Annotated in this window: 20 protein-coding genes and 1 pseudogene; 1 reads left to right on the top strand and 20 read right to left on the bottom strand. The window is 42.8% G+C overall.

The window, feature by feature from the left end; all coding sequences use genetic code 11:
- Position 1 precedes the first annotated feature (1 nt).
- The 20 genes and pseudogenes from HMPREF2917_RS00890 to HMPREF2917_RS00790 all read right to left on the bottom strand — a co-directional run bounded on the left by HMPREF2917_RS00890 (position 2) and on the right by HMPREF2917_RS00790 (position 21,334).
- The gene (locus HMPREF2917_RS00890) at positions 2-694 is read right to left on the bottom strand and encodes a methionine ABC transporter permease (RefSeq protein WP_003008487.1); all 693 of its coding nucleotides are present in this window, start codon (positions 692-694) and stop codon (positions 2-4) included.
- Positions 691-1,758, bottom strand: a complete 1,068-nt coding sequence (locus HMPREF2917_RS00885) for a methionine ABC transporter ATP-binding protein (RefSeq protein WP_049486347.1) — start codon at positions 1,756-1,758, stop codon at positions 691-693. The genes HMPREF2917_RS00890 and HMPREF2917_RS00885 overlap by 4 nt, the downstream gene beginning before the upstream one ends.
- Positions 1,751-3,124 (bottom strand): M20/M25/M40 family metallo-hydrolase, encoded by a 1,374-nt coding sequence (locus tag HMPREF2917_RS00880; protein ID WP_070588735.1) that lies wholly within the window; start codon positions 3,122-3,124, stop codon positions 1,751-1,753. Before HMPREF2917_RS00880 ends, HMPREF2917_RS00885 begins: the two co-directional genes overlap by 8 nt.
- Before the next feature lie 72 nt (positions 3,125-3,196).
- Entirely contained in the window at positions 3,197-4,060 is an 864-nt protein-coding gene (locus tag HMPREF2917_RS00875; RefSeq protein WP_023918949.1) for a MetQ/NlpA family ABC transporter substrate-binding protein, read from the bottom strand.
- Between the two features lie 24 nt (positions 4,061-4,084).
- On the bottom strand, positions 4,085-4,912 hold the full coding sequence (locus HMPREF2917_RS00870) for an amino acid ABC transporter substrate-binding protein (RefSeq protein WP_031572958.1): 828 nt from the start codon (positions 4,910-4,912) through the stop codon (positions 4,085-4,087).
- Between the two features lie 120 nt (positions 4,913-5,032).
- Positions 5,033-6,178, bottom strand: a complete 1,146-nt coding sequence (locus HMPREF2917_RS00865; RefSeq protein ID WP_070588734.1) for an amidohydrolase — start codon at positions 6,176-6,178, stop codon at positions 5,033-5,035.
- Between the two features lie 145 nt (positions 6,179-6,323).
- A complete protein-coding gene (locus HMPREF2917_RS00860) occupies positions 6,324-7,412 on the bottom strand; it encodes a DUF4352 domain-containing protein (RefSeq protein WP_037608055.1) in 1,089 nt (362 codons plus the stop codon).
- A 143-nt stretch (positions 7,413-7,555) separates the two neighbouring features.
- The gene (locus HMPREF2917_RS00855) at positions 7,556-8,467 is read right to left on the bottom strand and encodes a DMT family transporter (protein WP_003008510.1); all 912 of its coding nucleotides are present in this window, start codon (positions 8,465-8,467) and stop codon (positions 7,556-7,558) included.
- Positions 8,468-8,562: 95 nt separating this feature from the next.
- Positions 8,563-9,606, bottom strand: a complete 1,044-nt coding sequence (locus tag HMPREF2917_RS00850) for a 2,3-butanediol dehydrogenase (protein WP_070588733.1) — start codon at positions 9,604-9,606, stop codon at positions 8,563-8,565.
- A 136-nt stretch (positions 9,607-9,742) separates the two neighbouring features.
- Positions 9,743-10,126, bottom strand: coding sequence for a hypothetical protein (locus HMPREF2917_RS00845; protein WP_070588732.1), 384 nt, complete (start codon positions 10,124-10,126; stop codon positions 9,743-9,745).
- A gap of 99 nt (positions 10,127-10,225) precedes the next feature.
- A complete protein-coding gene (gene gatB / locus HMPREF2917_RS00840; protein WP_003013267.1) occupies positions 10,226-11,668 on the bottom strand; it encodes an Asp-tRNA(Asn)/Glu-tRNA(Gln) amidotransferase subunit GatB in 1,443 nt (480 codons plus the stop codon).
- Positions 11,668-13,134 carry an Asp-tRNA(Asn)/Glu-tRNA(Gln) amidotransferase subunit GatA gene (gene gatA, locus HMPREF2917_RS00835; RefSeq protein WP_070588731.1) on the bottom strand — a complete coding sequence of 489 codons (1,467 nt, stop codon included), beginning with the start codon at positions 13,132-13,134 and terminating at the stop codon, positions 11,668-11,670. Before gatA ends, gatB begins: the two co-directional genes overlap by 1 nt.
- Positions 13,134-13,436 (bottom strand): Asp-tRNA(Asn)/Glu-tRNA(Gln) amidotransferase subunit GatC, encoded by a 303-nt coding sequence (gene gatC / locus HMPREF2917_RS00830; RefSeq protein ID WP_070588730.1) that lies wholly within the window; start codon positions 13,434-13,436, stop codon positions 13,134-13,136. The genes gatA and gatC overlap by 1 nt, the downstream gene beginning before the upstream one ends.
- Before the next feature lie 119 nt (positions 13,437-13,555).
- A complete protein-coding gene (locus tag HMPREF2917_RS00825) occupies positions 13,556-15,049 on the bottom strand; it encodes a glycosyltransferase (protein WP_070588729.1) in 1,494 nt (497 codons plus the stop codon).
- A complete protein-coding gene (locus tag HMPREF2917_RS00820; protein WP_070588728.1) occupies positions 15,046-16,329 on the bottom strand; it encodes a glycosyltransferase family protein in 1,284 nt (427 codons plus the stop codon). Before HMPREF2917_RS00820 ends, HMPREF2917_RS00825 begins: the two co-directional genes overlap by 4 nt.
- A gap of 26 nt (positions 16,330-16,355) precedes the next feature.
- Positions 16,356-17,243 (bottom strand): annotated as a pseudogene (locus HMPREF2917_RS00815) (glycosyltransferase family 2 protein).
- Positions 17,230-18,453 (bottom strand): glycosyltransferase, encoded by a 1,224-nt coding sequence (locus HMPREF2917_RS00805; protein ID WP_070588725.1) that lies wholly within the window; start codon positions 18,451-18,453, stop codon positions 17,230-17,232. The pseudogene HMPREF2917_RS00815 and the gene HMPREF2917_RS00805 overlap by 14 nt, the downstream one beginning before the upstream one ends.
- A gap of 113 nt (positions 18,454-18,566) precedes the next feature.
- Positions 18,567-19,145, bottom strand: a complete 579-nt coding sequence (locus tag HMPREF2917_RS00800; protein ID WP_070588724.1) for a cysteine hydrolase family protein — start codon at positions 19,143-19,145, stop codon at positions 18,567-18,569.
- Positions 19,145-19,933, bottom strand: coding sequence for a GTP-sensing pleiotropic transcriptional regulator CodY (codY, locus tag HMPREF2917_RS00795; RefSeq protein WP_024054997.1), 789 nt, complete (start codon positions 19,931-19,933; stop codon positions 19,145-19,147). Before codY ends, HMPREF2917_RS00800 begins: the two co-directional genes overlap by 1 nt.
- Before the next feature lie 186 nt (positions 19,934-20,119).
- A complete protein-coding gene (locus tag HMPREF2917_RS00790; RefSeq protein WP_049473129.1) occupies positions 20,120-21,334 on the bottom strand; it encodes a pyridoxal phosphate-dependent aminotransferase in 1,215 nt (404 codons plus the stop codon).
- A 208-nt stretch (positions 21,335-21,542) separates the two neighbouring features.
- Here HMPREF2917_RS00790 and HMPREF2917_RS00785 point away from each other — a divergent pair, with 208 nt between their 5' ends.
- The gene (locus HMPREF2917_RS00785) at positions 21,543-21,995 is read left to right on the top strand and encodes a universal stress protein (protein ID WP_003008541.1); all 453 of its coding nucleotides are present in this window, start codon (positions 21,543-21,545) and stop codon (positions 21,993-21,995) included.
- Positions 21,996-22,103 lie beyond the last annotated feature (108 nt).

Below are 22,103 nucleotides of genomic sequence, written 5' to 3'. Positions count from 1 at the left end.
CCTAACGGTGGCTAATTTTCTTCGAAAGGAAGTCCCCTATAAATTGGACCAGAACGATCAGAATCAGGATCAATAAGGTCGCCACAAAGATGACATCATTGTTAAACATGTTTTTCCCGTAGTTGATGGCCAAGGTTCCTAATCCTCCAGCACCAACGGCACCCGCCATGGCGGTTTCTCCGATCAAGGAAATGATGGTCACTGTTGTTACACGGATCAAATCAGGAAGCCCTTCACGAAGGTAGACACCAACAATATCCCAGAAGGTTGCCCCACTGGCTTGTGCTGCTTCAATCACGCCTCCATCCAATTCTGACAAGACTACTTGGACTTGGCGGGCAAAGAATGGAAAGACAGCCAAGGATAGCGGAACAAGAGCTGCTGTAGGACCGATGGTATTTTTTAAGAGCAAGTAGGTCAAGGGATTAATAAAGGCCAACAAGATAATGAAAGGAATGGCGCGGAACAAGGAAGTAATCTTATCCAAAATTTGGAAAACGATTCTATTTTCGATGACACCGCCTGGACGGGTCAAGACTAACAAAAGTCCTGTCACCAAGCCTAAAAATCCACCAATAATGAAGGAAATAACGGTCATGTAAAGAGTCAAGTAAATAGCGGTTCCCCATCCATACTGGCCAGACCACCCTAATTTATAGACATTTGGTAAATATGTTTGAATTAACTGGATCATGCTTTTCTCCCATCTTTCACAATAGTCACGGAAACTCCTGCATTTTCTAACTCAGCTTTGGCCGTTTCCAGATTTTGATTTTCACCTGATAAGATGACCACCAATTCTCCAACAGGCGTGTTATCAAGGATCTCGATGTTCCCAAATAAAATGTTGGCAGATACTTGGTACTGCTTGTAAATATCATTGATGATGGCTGTATCCGTCACAGAACCTGCATACTTGAGATGCGCCAAAATCGAATCATCAGGCAAGTTCTTAACAATCGCTTGTTGGTTGATTTTTACCATGGCTTCATCGATTCCTGTTGCAACTGTGATAAAGTCTTGCGTCAAGGCATTTTTCGGATTTGAGAAGATATCTAAAACAGACCCTTCTTCAATCAGTTCGCCATTTTGCATGACAGCTACCCGGTTAGCAATATCTTTAACAATTTGCATCTCATGGGTGATCAAGACAATGGTTAAGCCAAGTTTTTTGTTCAATTCTTGCAACAAAGCTAGAATTTGTTTGGTCGTCTTTGGATCCAAGGCTGAAGTTGACTCATCTGAGATCAAAATCTTTGGATCATTGGCAAGGGCACGCGCAATCGCTACCCGCTGCTTTTGTCCACCAGACAATTGGGCTGGGTAATTTTCTGCACGGTCAGCTAGACCAACCAAATCCAACAATTTCGCCACTTTCTCATTCTTTTGTTCTTTGTTTAATTTAGAATGTTTAAGAGCAAAAGCCACATTTTCTGCGACAGTCATTTGGGCCATCAAGTTGAAGTGTTGGAAAATCATCCCGATATCCCGACGTTTCTCCCGAAGGGCAGCCGGTTTTAGGGTCACCTGATCTTGATAAATCACATCTCCATCCACAGTGATGGTTCCGGCACTAGGTACTTGCAAGAGATTGATCACCCGAACCAAGGTCGATTTCCCGGCTCCAGAATACCCTACAATCCCATAGATATCGCCTTCATTAATATGAATGGTCACATCTTTGACGGCTTGGATCTGACGTTTCTTTTGCTGGAAGGTCACATCAATGTGGTCCAGCTGAATCATTGCTTTACTCATAACTTGCTATTAACTCCTTTATCAATTCAATATGGGTGTAATAATCGGCGATTTTCACATTTTCGTCGCCCCCATGATCACGGCTATTGGCATTGCCAATTCCAAAGGCTGCCATCGGTACCTGCAAAGCCTCAAATACCGTATGCATGGGCCCTGTCCCCGCTGTTGTTGGAAGAACAGAGACTCCTTCACTATAGAAGTCTTTGGCCAGCCGAATGACATTTAAAATCGATGGGGCACTCATATCACTTCGGTAACTCATTTCACCGAGAGTATAGACCAATTCGACCTGATCATAGCCATTTTTCTTCAATTGTTGCTTGATCTTTTCTAAGACATCCTTGGGATCTAGACCTGGAACCAAGCGCACCTCCATCTTGGCACGCGCCTCTGCCGGAAGAATCGTTTTAACACCTTGTCCTTGGTAACCAGAGCCAAAACCTTCAATATTTAGGGCTGGTTCAAAATAGAAACGGCGCAGGAATTCTTTTCGGTCTTCCTTCAAGATTGGGAGGGTTAGACCATAGGTTTCCGCTACATCTTCTGGTCCTTTGTTGGCATATTGCTCGATCAAAGCTAGCTCGCGTTCATTGGGTTCTTGGATCTGATCATAAATCCCATCCACCAAGATTCGGCCTTCTTTGTCACGAAGACTGGCGATAGCATTTAACAAATACCAAGAAGCAGAGTCCACCACGCCACCATAGCTGGAATGGATATCCACTTCTGCACTCTTCACCACCATATCAAAGGTGACGATCCCTTTGCTACCACCGGAAATTTCCAACTGTCCCTGATTATTTCGGGTACCTTGCTCCCAGACTAGGAGGTCTGCCCCACGCAAGTGTTTCTTGTGTTTGGCCAAGTATTTATCCAAGTCCGTCGATGCAGACTCCTCTGCCCCTTCGATGATAAAGGTGATATTGACTGGCAAATCGCCACTTTCACGAATGTATTTTCGAAGAGCTGTGAGACGAGCCGTGATATGCCCCTTGTCATCATCAACCCCTCGACCGTACATGGTTCCATAATGAACCGATAAGGTAAAAGGGTCTCCCGTCCAAGGTTGGTCCCCATCAGCTGGTACCGTATCATAGTGGTTATAAAAAATGATGGTTTTGGCTTCAGGATTTGGCGAGAAAAATTTGGCAATCACAAAAGGGGCTGTGTAACTATCATCAACTTCGACTTTGGCTCCTGCAGCTGTAAAAATTTCACCCAAATAGTTGGCTACTTCCTTGAGACCAACTTGTTGGGCAAAGATGGATTTTTTTGAAATCAAGGTTCGCAACACTTCAAAATAGTGTTGTGCGACCTCATCATTTTCAAATTTACGGATTTGTTCCGCTTCTGTTGCAAAAGGCATGCATTCCTCCTAATACACGATAAGAGGTAGAGAATTGCTTCTCCACCTCCTTCATACACTTGAGATCAAATCTTAGAAGACTGGTTGGTCCATTCCTTCTGAAGATTCTTCGATCACTTTCTTCACATTGTCTTTGTGATAGGCTTTGATGATTTCTTTGATTGCTTTTGCTTTATCAGATTTTTCCCAATCTTTCTTAGCAGCGATCACGTTGTACCATTGTTTTGAGTTGTTGTCTTTCTTTTCAACATAGATAGCTTTTTTGAAATCAACGCCAGCTTCACGAACGAAGGTATTGTTGATGACTGCAGCATCTACTGATGGAAGAGCAGATGGTGTTTGTGAAGCATCCAATTCAGAAATCTTCAAATCTTTTGGATTTTCTTTGATGTTTGACACGTTTGCCAATTGACCATCTTTGGTATCCAATTTAATCAAACCAGCTGATTGCAAGACATACAAGGCACGGCTTTCATTTGTTGGGTCATTTGGTACAGCGATTGTTCCACCTTTAGGAATTTCTTTAATTGAAGTGTATTTGTTTTTACCGTTTTCTGTACCAGAGTAAAGACGGATTGGAGCGATGTAGGTATCTGCTACTGCAACAAGGGCATTGTCGTTTTTAGAGTTCCAGTTATCAAGGAAGTTGTAGTGTTGGAAAGCATTGATATCCACGCTACCATCTTTTACAGCCACGTTTGGTTGTGAGTAGTCTGTAAATTGAGTGAATTCCAATTTGATTCCTGTTTTAGCGTCATCCAAGTTCTTTTGAACTTGATCCCAACGAGCTTTTTCAGTGTCGCTCAAAGTCATAACACCCACTTTTACAGTTGTTTCACCATCTTTGCTAGATGATTTTGAAGAACCACATGCTGCAAGAGCAAATGTTGCAATAGCTGCAAGAGCTGTTAAACCAAGAATTTTTTTCAATTTCATTTTGAAGTCTCCTTTAATTAAATATTATTCTTTAATATCTTTTGCTTCTGGTAGATAAACTCCACCAAAGTATTTTTTAGACAGTTTTTCAAGGGTTCCATTGTCATAGAGTTCCTTGATACGTTTGTTGACAAATTTTTGAAGGTCTTTATCTTCTTTTGCAATAATTGGATACACATAAGGTTGTTGGTCGCTTGGAAGCTCGATAACCTTCAAGTTGTCATAGCCTTGATCACGAATGATAGTATCTACTGAGATCCGTTCGAAGATCTTGTAATCTGTACGACCATCCGCTAAATTAGCCATGATGGTTTGAATGGTTCCATCTGTGTATTGCAAGTCAGTTGGATTATCTGAATGTTTTTTATTGTAATCTTCTAATTGTTTAGCAGTAGATGTTCCTTGAACAACTTCTGTTTTCTTGCCACCAATGTCATCCAAAGATTTAATAGAAGAATCTTTTGGTACGACCAATACTAATGGATTGCGAGCATATGGATTTGGATAGAGGTATTTTTCTTCCCGCTCTTTTGAGTAGCTAATGTTGTTGGCACCGATTTGGAAACGGTCACTATCTAAGCCAGCGAAGACTGAAGACCACTCTGTTTTGTTAAAGTTTACTTCATATTTGTCTGAACCTTTGAAGATTTCACGCAAAACTTCGATTTCATAACCGGTTAGCTTGCCGTCTTTTTCTTCGTAAGAGAATGGTTTGGTTGTTCCAACAGTACCAACTTCAATGGTTTTCTTACCACTGGCTGATTTACCAGATGAACATGCTACTAAAGCACTGGTTGCAAGGACTGCAACTAATCCTAAAGCAGAATACTTAATCACTTTTTTTAGATTCATAGGATCTCCTTATTCGTTTCAGGCACATAAAACGCCATTTTAAAAGTATTTTTTAATTTTATCAAAAAAGCATTTACTTGCCCAATATATATTTTTTATGGAGGTGATAGTTTTTCTTTATCACACTTCTTTGGCTTTAAAATACCGCAATAAAGCTTGCGCATTTTCAACATAATAGGGAACCGAAACCTCAAAGGCTGCATCATCGATGGTCATGTGATCATGATGGAGGTCTGGCGCATCCGGCTCTCCATTCGAACCAATAAAGGCAAAGACTCCAGGAATTCGCTCTTGGTAAAAGGCGAAGTCTTCTCCAGCTGTAGAAGGATTTGCTGGAATCACTTCAGCCAAGCCTTGTGAAGCTTCCCAAACCACTTTCGTCAATTCCTCATCATTAAAGGTAACGGGCGGTGTCACACCCCACTCAAAAGCCACATCTACTTCCAGACTTTCTGCAATGTGTCGAATGATGGAAATAAAATGTGCCTTCAAGTCTCTTTGCACACTTGGATTAAAAGAACGAATGGTTCCTTCAAAATAGCCTGATTTTGGGAGCACATTCCAGGTTGAGCCCACATCTAGATGCGTAATCGATAAAACAGCTGTTTCAAAGGGAGAAATGGTCCGTGAAATTAATAATTGTACATTCTGAACCATGGTTGTGACGGCTGTTACCGTATCAACTCCCAAATCCGGTCTTGCAGCATGGCTACTAACCCCTGTCACGGTAACCTTGAATTTCTCAACCCCTGCCATCATAGCTCCAGCATTCAAGGCAAGTTGCCCTGCTTTTAGCTGGGGAATGTTGTGAAAACCAATAATTCCTTGAACATCCTCCAACAGTCCTGTTGCCAAAACATCAAAAGCACCTTCTGAGATTTCTTCTGCTGGTTGAAAGATCAAGCGTACGGTCCCTTCAAGCTGGTCTTCTATTTCCTTGAGAAGGGCTGCTGCTCCCAGAAGACTGGTTTGATGAAAATCATGGCCACATGCATGCATGACTCCTGGATTCTGACTTTGGTAGGGAAGATTTGTTTGTTCCAAAATTGGAAGGGCATCGATATCTGCTCGAAGTGCTACCACCGGTTGGCCGGACCCAATTTCTGCAATCAGACCCGTTTTTAATCCACTCTCTAAAATACGAATCCCCAACTCTTCTAAACGCTCTTTTAGAAAGGCGGTTGTCTGGTATTCTTGACCAGACAATTCTGGGTGTTGGTGGATATAGTGGCGAATCTCTGCTAACTCTTCATAAGAAAAAGACACAAGCCTTCATCTCCTTTCAAACTTAAAATTATTTTATCACTAATAGGTGTTTCCGTCTAATTCTTGTTTCTTGGGTTTTGATATAGTTTCAAACTATAGATAAAAACACTCCTAGATTCATATCCTAGGAGTGCCAACTTCAGCATTAAGAAAGATTTCCCTCGAATTTTTCCATAAAACTATCACTATTGTAGGCTTTTTCTACTTCCCATTTGCCATCTTTCTTAACAAAGGTCAACTGGTAGTCGTATCGATCCGGCGTCGTCAAGGGGCGATCTGCCAGAGAAGCCATCATTTCCTCTCTATAGGCTTTGTTTTGAGCCTGGTTCGCTTCGATGATCCCTGGATAGTCTTTTCGATGTTCCTGATAGAAGGTCTGCATGTGGTTTAAGATCGTCTTTTCCATGCTGACCGTCTCAGGATTTAGACTAATGACCACCTTGTCCGGGAGATATTGTTTAACCTTATAGGTTAATTTCGCACGCTTAGCATTTTCTTTTTCATAAGCATCGATAAACTGGGTCACTTCTTCTTCAGGGAATTGGTAATCATGCAATTGACGAGTAAAATCAGCCGCAAATTTCGCACGGAAATCACTGCGTTCCTTTTTCAAATCAGTTCCCAAAACAAAAGCGTCATCCTTTTTGACCTTTCGTTGGCCACTAAAGTAAACTTGATTGATGTATTCATCTGCTAGAATAGTGGAAGCTTCCACCTTATCCTCATACTGAGAAGAATCCACCGCAAATTTTAAAGGCTTGGATTTTTTATCAGAGCTATAGTTTTTTCGTTCATACTGCACTTCGTACTTCTTGCCTTTTTCGACTGGAAAAACGATATAGCCGGTTAATTTTTTATCCTGGGCCAACTGATCACTCTTGAGCAGTTGGAAGGCTTCACTGTGGTCATAAATTCCTGACTGCAATTTGACCTTGTTATTATCTGCATCGTAAATGGTGATATCTGAATCTGACACGTTGATAGATTCTTTGGCAACATTTTTAAATTCTAATTGAAGGGCTAAATAGGTTCCGTCTTCTGAGTCATTGAGGACAGGTGGTTTGATGTATTGCCCTCCTTTTAAACTCACCTCGACTTGACCGTCAGATGCAGAGCTTTTCGCTGCTTTTTCTGTCTTTGCTTGCTGCGAATTGGTCTTTTGAGCACCAGTCCCACAAGCTACTAGACTCAAGGTCGCCACAGCAAATAAGGTCCATTTAAAAATCTTTTTCATTCTCATCTCCTTAAAAAAGTTTTGTTCTATTTTAACATCTTTTTCTAGCTATGTATACGCTATATAGTGATAACTCTCCCCTATCATAAAAAGGTCAAGATCTTCGTCTCAACCTTTTAACTGAAAAATAATTGGTTTTGGTTTTACAAGATTCCTTTTTCTTTTTGAATCATGAGATCCTTAAGGGAAATCAAGAGGACCGCAAAGAGGATCATAGCCATTCCTATAAAATCAATGGCAAAGAAATGTTCATTCATAATGGCAAAAGCAAAGAATACAGCTGAAATAGGCTCAATAGCTGCAAGAAGGCTACCTTTGACCGGTCCAATCAGAGTTGTCCCTTTCAAAAAGACCGTATAGGCAAATATGGTCCCAATCACCACTAAGCCAACCAAGCCCATTAGATTATCCATGCTATATTGGCCATGAAAAAGTCTTCTTCCTGTGAAGGGAATCATTACAAGTCCTGGAATGAGCATACCGATACCAATCACCAACATACTGCCCCATTTTTGAATCAATTGAATAGGCAGAATGATGTAGAGGGCATAGGCAAAGGCAGAAACCAGTCCCCAAGCTAGCCCCTTAGGAGTGATTGCCAATTGATTGAGTTGACCATGGGTTGCAATGAGAAAGGTCCCTGCAATGGCTAAGATCATCGAAAAGATTTCAGATACTGTCGGAGCTACTCGGTCCTTAACACAAGAATAGGCCAAAACTCCAATGGGACAGAGATATTGAAAAACAGTTGCAGTACCTGCATTAGTCGCATCAATCGCTTCTAAATAAGTCAATTGGGTCATTAACAAACCCAAAAATGCAAATAAAAGCAAGGGGATGTATGACGAGCGGTCTGTTAGAAAGGCCTTTACTTTTTCCTGGTCCGCTAGATAGGCAAGAAGCAGTAGTACAGCTCCTGAAAACACTAAACGAATCGTTGTCAAACCAATTGCTGTAAATCCATGAGCCAGCAGGTACTGGCCGCAGGCTCCTGACAAGCCCCAAGCGATCCCAGCAATCAAGGTCATGAGCGTCCCTTTCATCGTCTTTGACATAGTCCCCTCCCAAATCTATTCCTTACTTTTATTGTATCATAAAAGGCCGAAACGAAACGTTTCAGCCTTGCTTTATTTCATATAAATTTATTCGCTTATTCAGGTTGAACCAAGATCTTGATTTGGGATTTATCTTGTGTTAATTCAATAAATCCTTCTTCAACGATATTTTCCAATTTGATTTTCTTAGTAACCAATTTTTCAGCAGAGAAGTAGCCTTGTTCCATCAATTCCAAGACTTTAGGGAAGATGTGGCGGTAGGCAATAATTCCTTTGAGGGATTTTTCTTGAATAGCGAATTCATTTGGATTGATGCTAGCTTCACGTTCCCAGATAGATACAACCATACATTCCCCAGCTTTATGAACGGCTGCAAGGGCTTGGCCTAAAACAGCTGGAACTCCAGTAACTTCATAAGAAACATCTGCTCCACCACCTGTTAAACGATGGATGGCTTCTACAATTGTTTCTCCTTCTTCTGGACGAACAACGATCGCTCCCAATTCTTCTGCTTTGGCTTGGCGTTCAGGAGACAATTCAACCGCATAGATTTTTGATGCTCCTGCTGCACGAAGGGCTTCAACAATCAAAAGACCAATTGGGCCCAAACCAAAGATAACAGCTGTATCTCCAGTTTTCAAAGCAGATTGACGAACGGCATACACAGCAACCGCAGCAGGTTCTGTAAGAGCGGCTTGTTCATAGCTCAAGCTATCTGGAATCACATGGACAAGATCCCCATCAAGAACACAATAATTGGCAAAACCACCATCTGCAGCAAGGCCGACAAAGTTCAAGTTTGGATCAAGGTTATAATCACCAATCAAATTGTGCTCTGCAAGAATTGGTTCGATAGTGACACGATCCCCAACTTTGACACGAGTCACATCACTTCCAACTTCTACAATTTCACCAGAGAATTCATGTCCCAAAGTAACCGGTGCTTTTTGACCAGAATACACATGTTCTTCAGTTGGGATGAAGATCGGTCCATCCAAATATTCATGCAAGTCCGTCCCACAGATCCCTGTGAACTTAACTGCCACTTTTACTTGATGTGGTTGTACTTCAGGTACTTCCACTTCTTCGATACGAACGTCTTTTGCTGCATGCCAGCGAGCTGCTTTCATAGTAGCCATATGATGATCTCCTTTATATTTCCATGATTTGCATTTTCCTTTTCAGGAAACTCAACAAATCTATTGTAAGCCTTTTCACAAACTTTGTCAAGAAGAAACTGAAGATAAAAAAGAGCCGCCCTTCGACTGCTCCTTCTTACTTCTTCTTGATTCGTGAATTCTCTATTCTCCAGCCTACAATCCAACCAAGGACAAGGAGATAATTTTCAAGCACACCAATCCCATTGACAGGCAGATGATAGTGAAAATAACTGAAAAGATGATTGCTCCCAATCCCAAGCCCACCGATGATCAAGGCCAATAGCACCGTCCGAAGGTAAAACCAATCGTATTTAAGATTGACGGCAATCAAGATCACAAGGACAGCCATATTCCAAACCCCAATCTCCCGTTGCCAACCGACAGAAATACCATATCCCGAATGACTTCCCATATAGGATGGAAAGAATAGCTGGAAGATAATCGCTCCAGACATAGCGATAATGACTAGGATAAATAAAACTCTTAAAAATTTGTTCATGTGACTCCTCCTAATGCTAGTTGATATGTAATGGTCTTTCCTATTCTAACACAATTTTATGGATAGTAAAAACCAACCTCTCGGCTGGTTCTTTTTCTATCAATCTTCTTTCAACTTCGCCAATTCTTGAGCAAGTAACTTGAGGGCTACTTGTGGGTTAGCTTGGCCTTTGGTTGCTTTCATGAGGAAGCCTGTGAAGGCCTTGTCCGCATTCCGTTTCCCTGACTTGAAGTCGGCTACGGCTGCTTCATTGTCTGCGAAGACTTGGTGGATGATTGGAATCAAGACTTCAGGGTCTGAAATCTGTACCAATCCGGCTTTTTCGACGTATTCACGCGCACCGCCACCGTTTTTCGCCAAATGAACGAAGACTTTCTTGGCAATCTTAGAAGAGATGGTTCCATCTTCGATGATGGCAATCATTTCTACTAAGTTTTCTGGTGTTAATTGGATTTCTTCCAGTGTTTTGCCTTCTGCATTCATGAATTGCGCCACTTCACCTTGGAGCCAGTTAGACACTTGCTTGGCGTCTCCACCAAGGGCTACGGCTGCTTCAAAGAAGTCAGAAGTGACTTTCGTCGCTGTCAATTGGCTGGCATCATAGTCAGACAAGCCAAGCTCTGCCACATAGCGAGCACGGCGGTCTTTTGGAAACTCTGGCAACTCCGTGCGCATTTCCTCAATCCACTCATCTGAGATTTCAAACAAAGGAAGGTCTGGTTCTGGGAAGTAACGGTAATCCGCTGCTCCTTCTTTGACACGCATAAGAATCGTGCTCTTGTTGGCTTCATCATAACGGCGTGTTTCTTGACGAATGACACCACCTGAACGCAAGATTTTCGCTTGGCGCTCAACTTCGTATTCAAGACCTTTACGGACGTTGGAGAAGGAGTTCAAGTTTTTCAACTCCGTCTTGGTACCAAATTCCTCTTGACCGTATGGACGAAGGGAAATATTGGCATCGACCCGCATCGATCCTTCTTCCATCTTGACGTCAGAAATACCTGTGTACTGGATGACTTCTTTGAGGGCTGTCAAATAAGCATAGGCTTCTTCTGGAGAACGCATATCTGCTTCAGATACAATCTCGATCAATGGCACCCCTTGACGGTTGAGGTCTACATAAGAGAAGCCATCTGTTCCGTGCGTGTTCTTACCAGCATCTTCTTCCAAGTGGGCCCGTTCAATACCGATTTTCTTCGTTGAGCCGTCTTCCAATTGCACTTCAATCCAACCGTTGTAACCGATTGGCTCATCAAATTGTGAGATTTGGTAGGCTTTTGGATTATCAGGATAGAAATAGTTCTTACGGTCAAAGTGCATGTGCTGGTGGATATCCATATTCAGGGCCAAAGCAGCCTTGATACCAGCGTCCACAACACCCTTGTTCAAGACAGGAAGCACCCCTGGGAAAGACCAGTCGATCACATTAGTATTGGCATTTTGCTCGTTCCCAAAGTGAGCAGAGGTTGGTGAGAAAATTTTTGAGTTTGTATTCAATTCAACGTGGACTTCAAGTCCGATGACTGTTTCAAAGTTCATTAATTGTCACCTCCGAAAATAAGGGGTTGTTGCTTGTGATAATCCGTTGTTGCTTCAAAGGCAGCTGCAGCTTGGTAGATGGTCTCTTCCGAATACTTCGGACCAATCAACTGCAAACCAACTGGAAGACCTTGCGCAAAACCTGCAGGAATCGAAATCCCTGGAAGACCTGCCAAGTTAACTGGAATGGTCAAGAGGTCCGCCAAGTACATAGCAACCGGATCATGGTTAAGCGAATCCAAATCAAAGGCCACGCTTGGAGCTGTAGGACCAAGGATGAGGTCGTAATCCGCAAAGACTTTTTCGAAGTCTTGGATAATGAGGGTACGGACTTGACCAGCTTTCTTGTAGTAAGCATCATAGTAACCAGATGACAAACTAAAGGTACCAAGCATGATACGGCGTTTGACCTCATCGCCAAAGCCTTGACTACGAGTGTTCACGTAGATATCATCCAAGTTTTTGGCATCTTCCGCACGGAAACCATAGCGAATCCCATCGAAACGTTGCAAGTTTGAAGATGCTTCAGATGAAGCGATGATGTAGTAAACGGCAACCCCGTATTTAGAGTGTGGAAGGCTAACTTCTTCGACAGTTGCTCCCAATTTTTCAAAGTGTTTGGCCGCATTGAGGATAGTTTCTTTGACTTCTGGGTCAATCCCTTCCCCAAGGTATTCCTTCGGAAGGGCAATCTTCATGCCTTTAATGTCTTGACCAATCTTAGAAGTAAAGTCTGCTACACGTACAGGGGCAGATGTCGAATCCTTGGCATCCTCACTGGTAATAACATTAAGCAAGAGGGCATTTTCCTTAACCGTTGGTGCAAACGGCCCAATTTGGTCAAGCGAGCTACCAAAAGCAATGAGACCAAAACGGGAAACCGTTCCATAAGTTGGTTTAAGCCCAACAATCCCGTTGAAGGCGGCTGGTTGACGGATAGAACCACCAGTATCAGAACCAAGGGACAAACGAACTTGACCTGAAGCGACAGAAGCTGCTGAACCACTAGAAGATCCACCAGGCACCTTGCTGTGGTCCCAAGCATTCTTGGTTGGTCCATAGTATGAAGTTTCACCAGATCCACCCATGGCAAATTCATCCATGTTGGTCTTTCCGATGACAATCATATCTTTGGCTTTGGCATTGGCAACAGCTGTCGCATCAAAGATTGGCTCGTAGTTATAGAGCATTTTTGATGCTGCAGTGGTCAAGATGCCATCTGTTGAGATATTGTCTTTGACTGCGAGCGGAATCCCTGACAGGAGATTATTTGCATCAATTCCTTTTTCATCAATAGCCTTGGCTTGCGCAAGGGCAGCTTCTTCAGCCACCGTTACAAAGGCATTGATCGCTTCTTCACGAGCCTTGATATCGTCAAGCGTCGCTTGTGTCAATTCCGTTGCTGAGATTTCCTTAGAGACAAGGAGGTCGTGCAACTCTTCAATGGTTTTATGGTTGAATGACATTAGGCATCTCCTCCATCTTCTAGGATAGCTGGTACCTTGATGTAGTAGTTATCCTTTTCAGGTACATTTTTAAACAAGCGGTAACGGTCCGTCCCTTTTTCAGCAACATCCGGACGCAATACGGTTTTACGATCCGCCATGGTCGTTGTTGGGACAACACCGGTTGTGACCACTTCTTCCAACAATTCCACCATGTCGACAATTTTAGACAAGGTTGTCGCAAACTCAGCTGTCTCTTCTGGAGAGAATTTCAATTTTGAAAGATTGGCAACGTGGGTTACCTCTTCTTGCGTAATTTTCATCTTGCTTCCTTTCGTGAAATGATGATTATTCAATACCCTCTATTTTACCATAATTTAGCCCAATTTGCTTGCCTTAGAAAAAATCTGTAGGACTTTTTTGTCGCTACAGATTCTTCTTTTTATATTTCTTTTCCGCCGAATTGCCCCATCTCCATTAGAGTCTCTTTCCAGACTTCCTGGACCTTAGAAGCGAGGTAGGAAGAGGCCAAGTCATAAGAAGCCTGGTGAAATGGAGCAAGGTCGCTTTCAAAGAGCTGGACCAGCTTGTCCGCCAACTCTTTCACCAATTGTTCTTCTGGCACTGTCTCGCTATAAGGTACCAAAAAGCCATTTTCACCCTCTTTTATAAAAGTCGGATTGCCATAACGGGCATCAAAGCCCAGCAAGGCCAAACCTGCTCCAGCCGCCTCCATCAAAGTCAAACCAAAGGTCTCCCACTGAGAAGTAGTGAGGTAGGCTTGGTAGCAAGGATAGATCTGCTGAAGATCCGCATGACCGCGTAGGTGAATATAATCTTGTGCTGCAAGCTCCTGAATCAGATGGTGCAAATTATCCGCTTCGCCACCCTTTCCATAAATATCAAACTGAAGGGCAGGGAGGCGTTTATGAGCTTGAGCCACTACTCGAATGGCCAAATCGATGCGTTTTCTTGGATCCAAGCGGGAAGCTGTGAGCACACTAAAGGGAGGTCTGTCTCCTTGTGATTCCGTCAATTCTTCTAGATGCCCTACTGGAATGCTATAGATTGGAATTCCTTGGCATCCTTGTTTAGCAAGTGTCTGCTCCAAGACTTCTTTTTGAAGATCCGTTGCCGTGATGAAATAATCGAAGCGTTTGGCATACTTGAACACATAATAATATTCATAATTGAGATGGCCATTTTCAAATTCATGCTCCGAATGAAACACCATGGCGAACTTTGAAGGAGCAGCCTTCTCCAACAAAGGACGAGCAAAATCCATGCGCGAAGCCCGGTCAAGCAAAATCAGATCTTCTTCTTTTAGCGACAGCTGCGACAAAAAACGTCTCATCACTTCTGTATGGTTGGTCAAAATCTCAGGCCCCAGTTTATAGAGCCAGCTTCCACCTAACCTCGATTCTTCAAAAGCGATAGTCCCATCTTGATTGTGATAGGTCCGTCTGACAACACTACCATACTGAAAATACTCGGTGGCGAGTTTACAAGCTCCATAATACTCTCGCTTGATTCTATTTCCAGCCAAAAGATAGTCTACATAGCGGACACAGTTTGGATGATAGGGATCCAGATGAAAGGTTAAGGCGTTTCCATCCGCAAATTGGTAGCGAATGGCTCTTTCCGTTTTTTCAACAACATCCAGACGAGTCAGTTGAAACTCCATTTGCAAGGCCCCTACCGTCTTTTGAGGGACCGTAGTCTGTTGATCCGTAAAAGCTAAATGGGCAAAAAGCAACTCCTCATCCCGGTGCCCCAATGAGAGGTAATAGGCCAATTTTTCTGGAGTGGGCCAAGTGGTAAAGACAAACTTCGCTGCCACTCCTAGTCTCCGGAGCATCTTTGCCCGAGAGGCTTGTGCAACATCAACCCCATTAGGTTCGAATCCCACTAATAGATTAAAGGTATAAATGGTCATGCGGTTCCTCCCTCTAATCGCTTAAACAGCTCTTCCAAAGCTTCTTTTTCAGGCAATTTCAAGATTCGTGCCTGCTCTCTTACCAATTCTTTGTGGGTCTCTGGATGCTGGAGCAAGGTATCTAGTTGCTGTTTCATTTCTTCGACTGTATCTGTGATTGTGCTCAAGTTTTTATAGGCTTCCTGATGAACCGAGCTCTTCAAACCAAATAAGACTTGCCCATTTTCAAGAGCATGAAGACTACTACTCCACACTTCTTCTCCTCGGTTGCAATCCAGATAAATAGAGCAGCTGGATAACAAGTCCTCATATTTGTCCAGCGAAATCCCTGGGTAGAGGCGCACATTGGAGCGAGTCGCTAAGTCTGTTAATTTCGGCCCCATAGCCGTCAAAGCAGCAATGTGAAAGGTGACTTGTGGGAAGTGATGGACCAGGCTAGATAGGCCTTCGACCTCTTGAGAAGCCGTCATAACCATGGCTTCTGGTTGAAAACTTTCCTGCTCCACATCTACCAGCCCTGACAAGGCTGTGATTCCGTCTATTTTCTCACTCAACAGACCATCTTCTACCAACAAAATCTGACTGACTTGTTCTTTGATCTCGTCTAGATCATGCGCGTCACTGGCACAGTAGGCGAGTCTTTCCTTTGGTATCTCTTTCACAACATCTAGTAATGACTTGTCCATCAAAAGAACAGCTTCATCTTCCGGCAAGACTTGTTCTAGGACAGTTCTTTGCATCTCTTCCTTATTGGCATACAGGCGATCCCGTCCTTTAGGAGTTTGATGCAAAAAGGTTCCTTGTGAGACAAAGTGAAGCAAGACTTCTTCTTGCTGAGGGTTCAAATAGATGTCTAAATAGGATTGACCGGTTTCCGTAAGGAGACTCTGTTTGCTTCTCCAGCCATAGCGGTTGTATACATCAATGGATACGATCTCTTCTCCCTGACCAAACCACTCCACTCTGTCAACCGTTCGAGACAAGATATCCCCTCGCAAAACCACATTGGCACGACGTTCCTCACCATCAAAAAGATAGGTCGTGATCCCTAGTGTCCAACATTCCCATAATTCTGGAACTGCTAGATCATTGAAAAATAAAGGTTTTCCAATTTTTGATGCTGGGTCTTTTTGGGTAAAAAAGGTCGCAAGACTCTCTGTCTGTTGATCTAAATCTGTCTCCAAATTGGTCACAAATACCCGGTAGGGCTGGCCAAGTTTGTCCAAGTATTTTTGCAAACGATCCAGCTCTCTGGTCTGCTCTGATGCAATAATGAACATGCTGATCCTTTCTCATCAATAAGGGATTAGTCCATCGTTTCAATAAAACGGAGGTTGGTCACCACGCGCTCATAGGTTTCTGACCCTTGCAAGCCTGCTTCCTCTAATTTTTCAAGGGCCCGTTTCAAGCGCGTTTTGTAGATATAGCGATGCCAAGTCAAATCATAGCCCAACATCCCCAGTAGAGCCAACTTCTCCTGCTTGGCTTCCATCTCATCGAGTACCCGCTTTTCTGTCCAAACCTGGGACAGAGTATCTGCACGGCCCACACGATACCAATAAATACATTTCTCCGTATGAACTACCCGATGGGCTTTTAAGAAGAGCTTGTACATCAGGAAGTTATCCTCGACATTTTTTCCAACCGGAAAACGAAGCCCTTCAAATAAGCTACGCTTATAGAGCTTCATCATGGCACAAGCCCAGGCCATATCTCTGGTCTCCTGGATGGCATCGTGGTCCATGATCTCGCGTCCCTCATAAAGGGTCTCTGAATAATCGTCGTCCGTTACCTTGATCAAGTATTTGCTACTACTGTCATCATAGAGGTTATAGTTGGCTACGGAAACATCCGCATCATACTTCTTCAGTTGGCGATAGAGCACTTCCACATAGTCCTCCGTCACCCAGTCATCTGGATCAATAAAGGTGATGTAATCCCCAGTCGCTAGCTCAATCCCTGTATTCCGAGCAGCAGATAAGCCCCCATTTTCTTAGCGAACGTAGCGGATGCGCGCATCCTTCCTAAAAAATTCTTTACAGATCTCTTCTGACTGGTCTGGCGAACCATCATTGACCAATATGATCTCTAAATGCGGGTAAGTCTGATGGATAACCGTTTCTAAACATTGTCTCAAATAAGCTTCTACATTATAGATGGGAATGATGATACTCACTACTTCATTTGTTTCCATGCTTCTTCTCATTTCTCTTTAAATAATCGCGAATCGTTGCCACCATCTCCTGCACCTGATCATCCGCAAACACTTGATTCTCTCCATTCTCCACATGATTGGTTCCTTCAAAAGAGAAAATCGGTAAGCCCAATTGATGGATCCTTTGCGTCATCTGATCCACCTCATCATAGGGATTGATATCCAGATAGAAATCCAATTTTTCTAGGACCTTTCGACTGGTCAAGGGATCAAAAGAGGGATAGAGAAAGAGGTTGGGGTAGCGTTCCAATTGCACCAAATTAAAACCAAAATGGCTATGGGCAAGAACATGAATCGCTACGTCTGGTAGCTCTTTTAACAAGGTCTCCAACTCGTGGATATCTGCCGTATTGGTGTAAATGGCAGCATGATAAGGAAATTCTCCCACTAACTCTTGATATGTTTGCTTCAAAATCGGTTTTCGAAGCAAAATTTCCTCCCAAGAGAGGGCATAGTAAAACCACCATTGTTCCCGAAAACGATTGAAGCGTTTGGAGGTCCATGGTTTATTATGAGAAGTGTAATGAATGACCGCAGGAATCCCTTGAAAGGCTTCATACCAATCCAAGTCCCCATAGAGGTACTGATCCTTATCAGATCCTACTTGTAAATTATAGGTCCAAGATAATGGAAACCACGCATCTTTGAAATACAGATTCAAAATTCCTTGATCTCCATAAACATGCTGATGGTGTTCACGAGTGAGGTCAAAAAGCGCCTCTGTCACTTGGTGCTCTTGCCACCAAGTCTTATCAATCACCAAAAGTCCAGCATTAAATCCATCTGTCGTCGTTGGCTTATCGACCACCGCACCCAGTCCATAACCTTTTAGATCGACCTCAAACAAAGGCGATAAATCCTGTGTAAAGATCATGTCACAATCCAGATAGAGGATCTGTTCTTCCTCCACAAACTCTGGAATAGCGTAACGGAAATAGGTCGCATAGTGAATATGGTCACTTGGAAGCGAGAAGGATTGGAATTGCTCGGGAGACATCCGACAATTGATCACTTCTGAATCCAACTGGCGCAAGCGCTGATTCATGATGGCAAACCACTCTGTTGGTAGATCTTCATTTAAGACATAAATTTTCAACTGATCCTGATGGGCACACAGTGACTTCATAGCGGTTTCCAACTTTTCCATATAAGATAGATCCGCTGAAAAGACGACAGCTTTTTTACTCATAACTCCCCCTTATTTTCTTCCATTAGAATACCATTTTCAAGAGAGGAAGACAATTTCTACGCCCCAAAAAAGAGGCCTAAACAACCGTCTATGACCTCTTTTAGAAAATTTTCTTATTTTTTATCTAATACAGCTAGTGCGCCGTCTACCAAGCTTGCCCCTAAGACATGCTTGAAATGATTCAAGGCAAACTGGTGATTTTCAGGAGTGAGCGCCGCCACTGCAGGTTCTACGACTTCGATCTGGTAGCCGAGATTGTAGGCATCAACCGCTGTATGAAGGACACAGATATCAGTCAAGACACCTGTCAAAATAACGGTATCTACATGGCGTTCCCGCAGGCGGATATCTAGGTCCGTTCCTGAAAAAGCAGAATAATGACGTTTATCCATCCAAAAGACGCGTGTATCCGTTTTATGCTCCTGATAAAAATCTGCCAAAGGGCCGTACAAATCACGTCCGCTGGTCCCAATGATATTATGAGGTGGGAAGAGCTTGCTTTCAGGATGAAATGGATCCTCTACATCATGCGCATCAATGGCAAAAAAGACATAGGCTCCTTGGTCAAAGGCCAACTGAGTCACCTGAGCAATAGTCTCAGAAATAGCTTGTGCAGGAGCACCTGCTGTAAGCTTACCATCATCTGCTACGAAATCGACAGTGTAGTCAATTGAAATCAAAGCTTTAGTCATTAGTAATCTCTTTTCTTAATTTCCTCAAAGATATCTGGAATCAACACTTTGAGATAGGTTCCCTTCATTCCAAGAGAACGGCTTTCAATAATACCAGCTGACTCCAATTTCCGGAGTGCATTGACAATCACAGAGCGGGTGATACCAATCCGATCTGCAATGATAGAAGCAGTCAACTGTCCCTCATTTCCTTTCAATTCACTAAGGATGGCAGAAACAGCACGCAATTCAGAGTAAGACAAGGTATTGACAGCCATATTCACCGCTGTCCGACGACGAATATTCTTCTCGTCTTCCTCGCGTTGGTAGTTCAACATTTGAATCCCTACCACGGTACTCGCAATCTCAACCAAGATCAAATCATCATCCGCAAACTGTTTATCATTGCGCCAAATGATCAAGGAACCCAATCGAATCCCAGAAACATGAATAGGCGCAATGGTCGTCAAGCCATCAGGAAATTCAGACTTGGTTTCGACCGGAAAGATACTCAAATCATGGTCCACATCTAAATTAGCTTCTGTATCGTAGACCAAACTAGCTGCCTTGGCATAATCTTCTGGTAATTTTTTATTTTGAAAGAAAGCTTCTACCCGGTCATTGTTGGTCTTGTAACGCATGAAATAACCAAGAAGGGTTCCCTTGCTATTAATGATACAGGCATTACAGTGGATAATATCCGCTAATTGTTGGGCAATATCATTGTAAGGCATCTCGAACTGCAACTGTTCATCAGTCCGTTTCAAGATGGATGTAATTTTACGTGTCTTTTCTAATAAGTTTGCCATAATAAACCTCGCATATAGTCAGCTCAAGTATATCATATAAGTGTGGGAATTTCAATCAAATTATCTGAAAATTATTTATTTTTTCTACAATTATGCGCAATTCAGAAAAATGTCGATTCGATGACATGGATTTTATAAAATGAATCAAAAAAGACTGAAGACCTTCATCTTCAATCTTTCATCTGATTAGCGTTTGTATTGTTTCAAGAAACGAGTCATTTTTTCTTGAATTTGAGCTAACTCATCGACACGTGGAAGGTAAACGATCCGGAAGTGATCTGGATCTTTCCAGTTAAAGCCGCGGCCATGAACCAAGAGAATCTTTTCTTGCTTCAAGAATTCTAAAACAAATTGTTCATCATCATCCACGCGGTACATGTCCCGATCAATCTTAGGGAAGATATAGAGACCAGCCTTTGGCTTAACAGCTGAGAGGCCTGGAATATCATTAATAGCTTTGTAGATGAAGTTCCGTTGTTCGTAGATGCGACCACCTGGAAGCAAGAGTTCATCCACAGATTGGTAGCCTCCAAGAGAGGTTTGTACAACTTGTTGAGCCAAGACATTTGAACAAAGACGCATATTGGACAACATGTTCAAGCCTTCGATATAGCCCTTCACGTGATGCTTGGGTCCGGACAGAACCATCCAACCAACACGGAAACCGGCAATCCGGTGAGATTTTGACAAGCCATTCATACTCACACAGAAGAGATCCGGCGCTAAACTTGCGATAGCTGTGTGTTTTTCCCCATCCATGACCAAGCGATCATAGATCTCGTCCGCAAATATGATCAAGTTATTTTGACGAGCAATCTCTACAATCTCAAGCAGGATCTCATCCGGATAGAGGGCACCTGTTGGGTTATTCGGGTTGATGACAACGATAGCCTTGGTGTTTGAGGTGATTTTCGACTTGATATCCTCAATATCTGGATACCAGTTTGCTTCTTCATCACAAAGATAGTGAACCGCATTCCCACCAGCTAGGCTGACGGCTGCTGTCCAAAGAGGATAGTCCGGCATGGGAACCAAGACTTCATCCCCATTGTCGAGCAGTCCTTGCATGGACATGACGATCAGCTCACTCACTCCATTCCCAAGGTAAATATCATCAATATCCACATTTGGAATTTTTTTCAACTGGCAGTACTGCATGATAGCCTTGCGGGCTGAAAAGATTCCTTTTGAGTCTGAATAGCCTTCACTATCACGCGCATTCATGATCAAATCATGGATAACTTCATCTGGAGCTGTAAAGCCAAATTCAGCAGGATTCCCCGTATTCAAACGTAGAATTTTTTCTCCATTTGCTCGCATGCGCATGGCTTCTTCCAAGACTGGACCACGAATATCGTAAGCGACATGTTCGAGTTTGCTTGATTTATTATATTCCTTCATATTCTGCCTCGATTCACGAAATTATCTCTATTATACCACTAGTTGAAATAGAGTACAAACCGAGGACTTTAAAAATTCAGCAAAATTATAGCAGAAAAGAGAGACTTTACCTTTACATTCTAGCTCAAAAGAGATAAAATATAAGTGTATAAAGAATAGGATTCCCTTCTATTCTATCCATGTTTTCAAGCTATAAGGAGGTAGGATTATGTCTCAAAAATACGAAAACATTATGGTCGCTGTCGACGGTTCTCATGAAGCAGAATTAGCCTTTGAAAAAGGGGTTAACGTTTCTCTTCGCAACGGCTCTAAATTGACGATTGCCCACGTCATCGATACCCGTGCCCTTCAAAGCGTCTCAACTTTTGATGCTGAGGTCTACGAAGAATTGCAAGAAGAAGCCAACGAATTGCTCAAGGGCTACAAGGAACGTGCTGAAAAAGTCGGCGTTCAAAATGTTGTGACTGTTGTAGAAATGGGAAATCCAAAAGTCCTCTTAGCCAATGATATCCCAAGTAAAGAAGGGGTTGACCTTATTATGGTCGGAGCTACCGGACTCAATGCCTTCGAACGGTTAATGGTCGGATCCTCCTCAGAATATATCCTTCGCCACGCCAAAGTAGACTTACTAGTGGTACGTGATAAGGATAAAACCATGTAAGAAAGAAAAAGTCATATTGAAAACTTTCCTTAGGTGAGTACGGACGTCAGCGACCTTCTTCGAAGTTCCATGACTAAGTTTTGAGCCTAAGGTCTCAAAACTCCCGAG

The organism is Streptococcus sp. HMSC061E03 (assembly GCF_001813505.1).
Lineage (GTDB): Bacteria > Bacillota > Bacilli > Lactobacillales > Streptococcaceae > Streptococcus.
The sequence above is the reverse complement of the archived record's forward strand: the minus strand, read 5'-3'. Positions and strand labels throughout refer to the sequence as shown.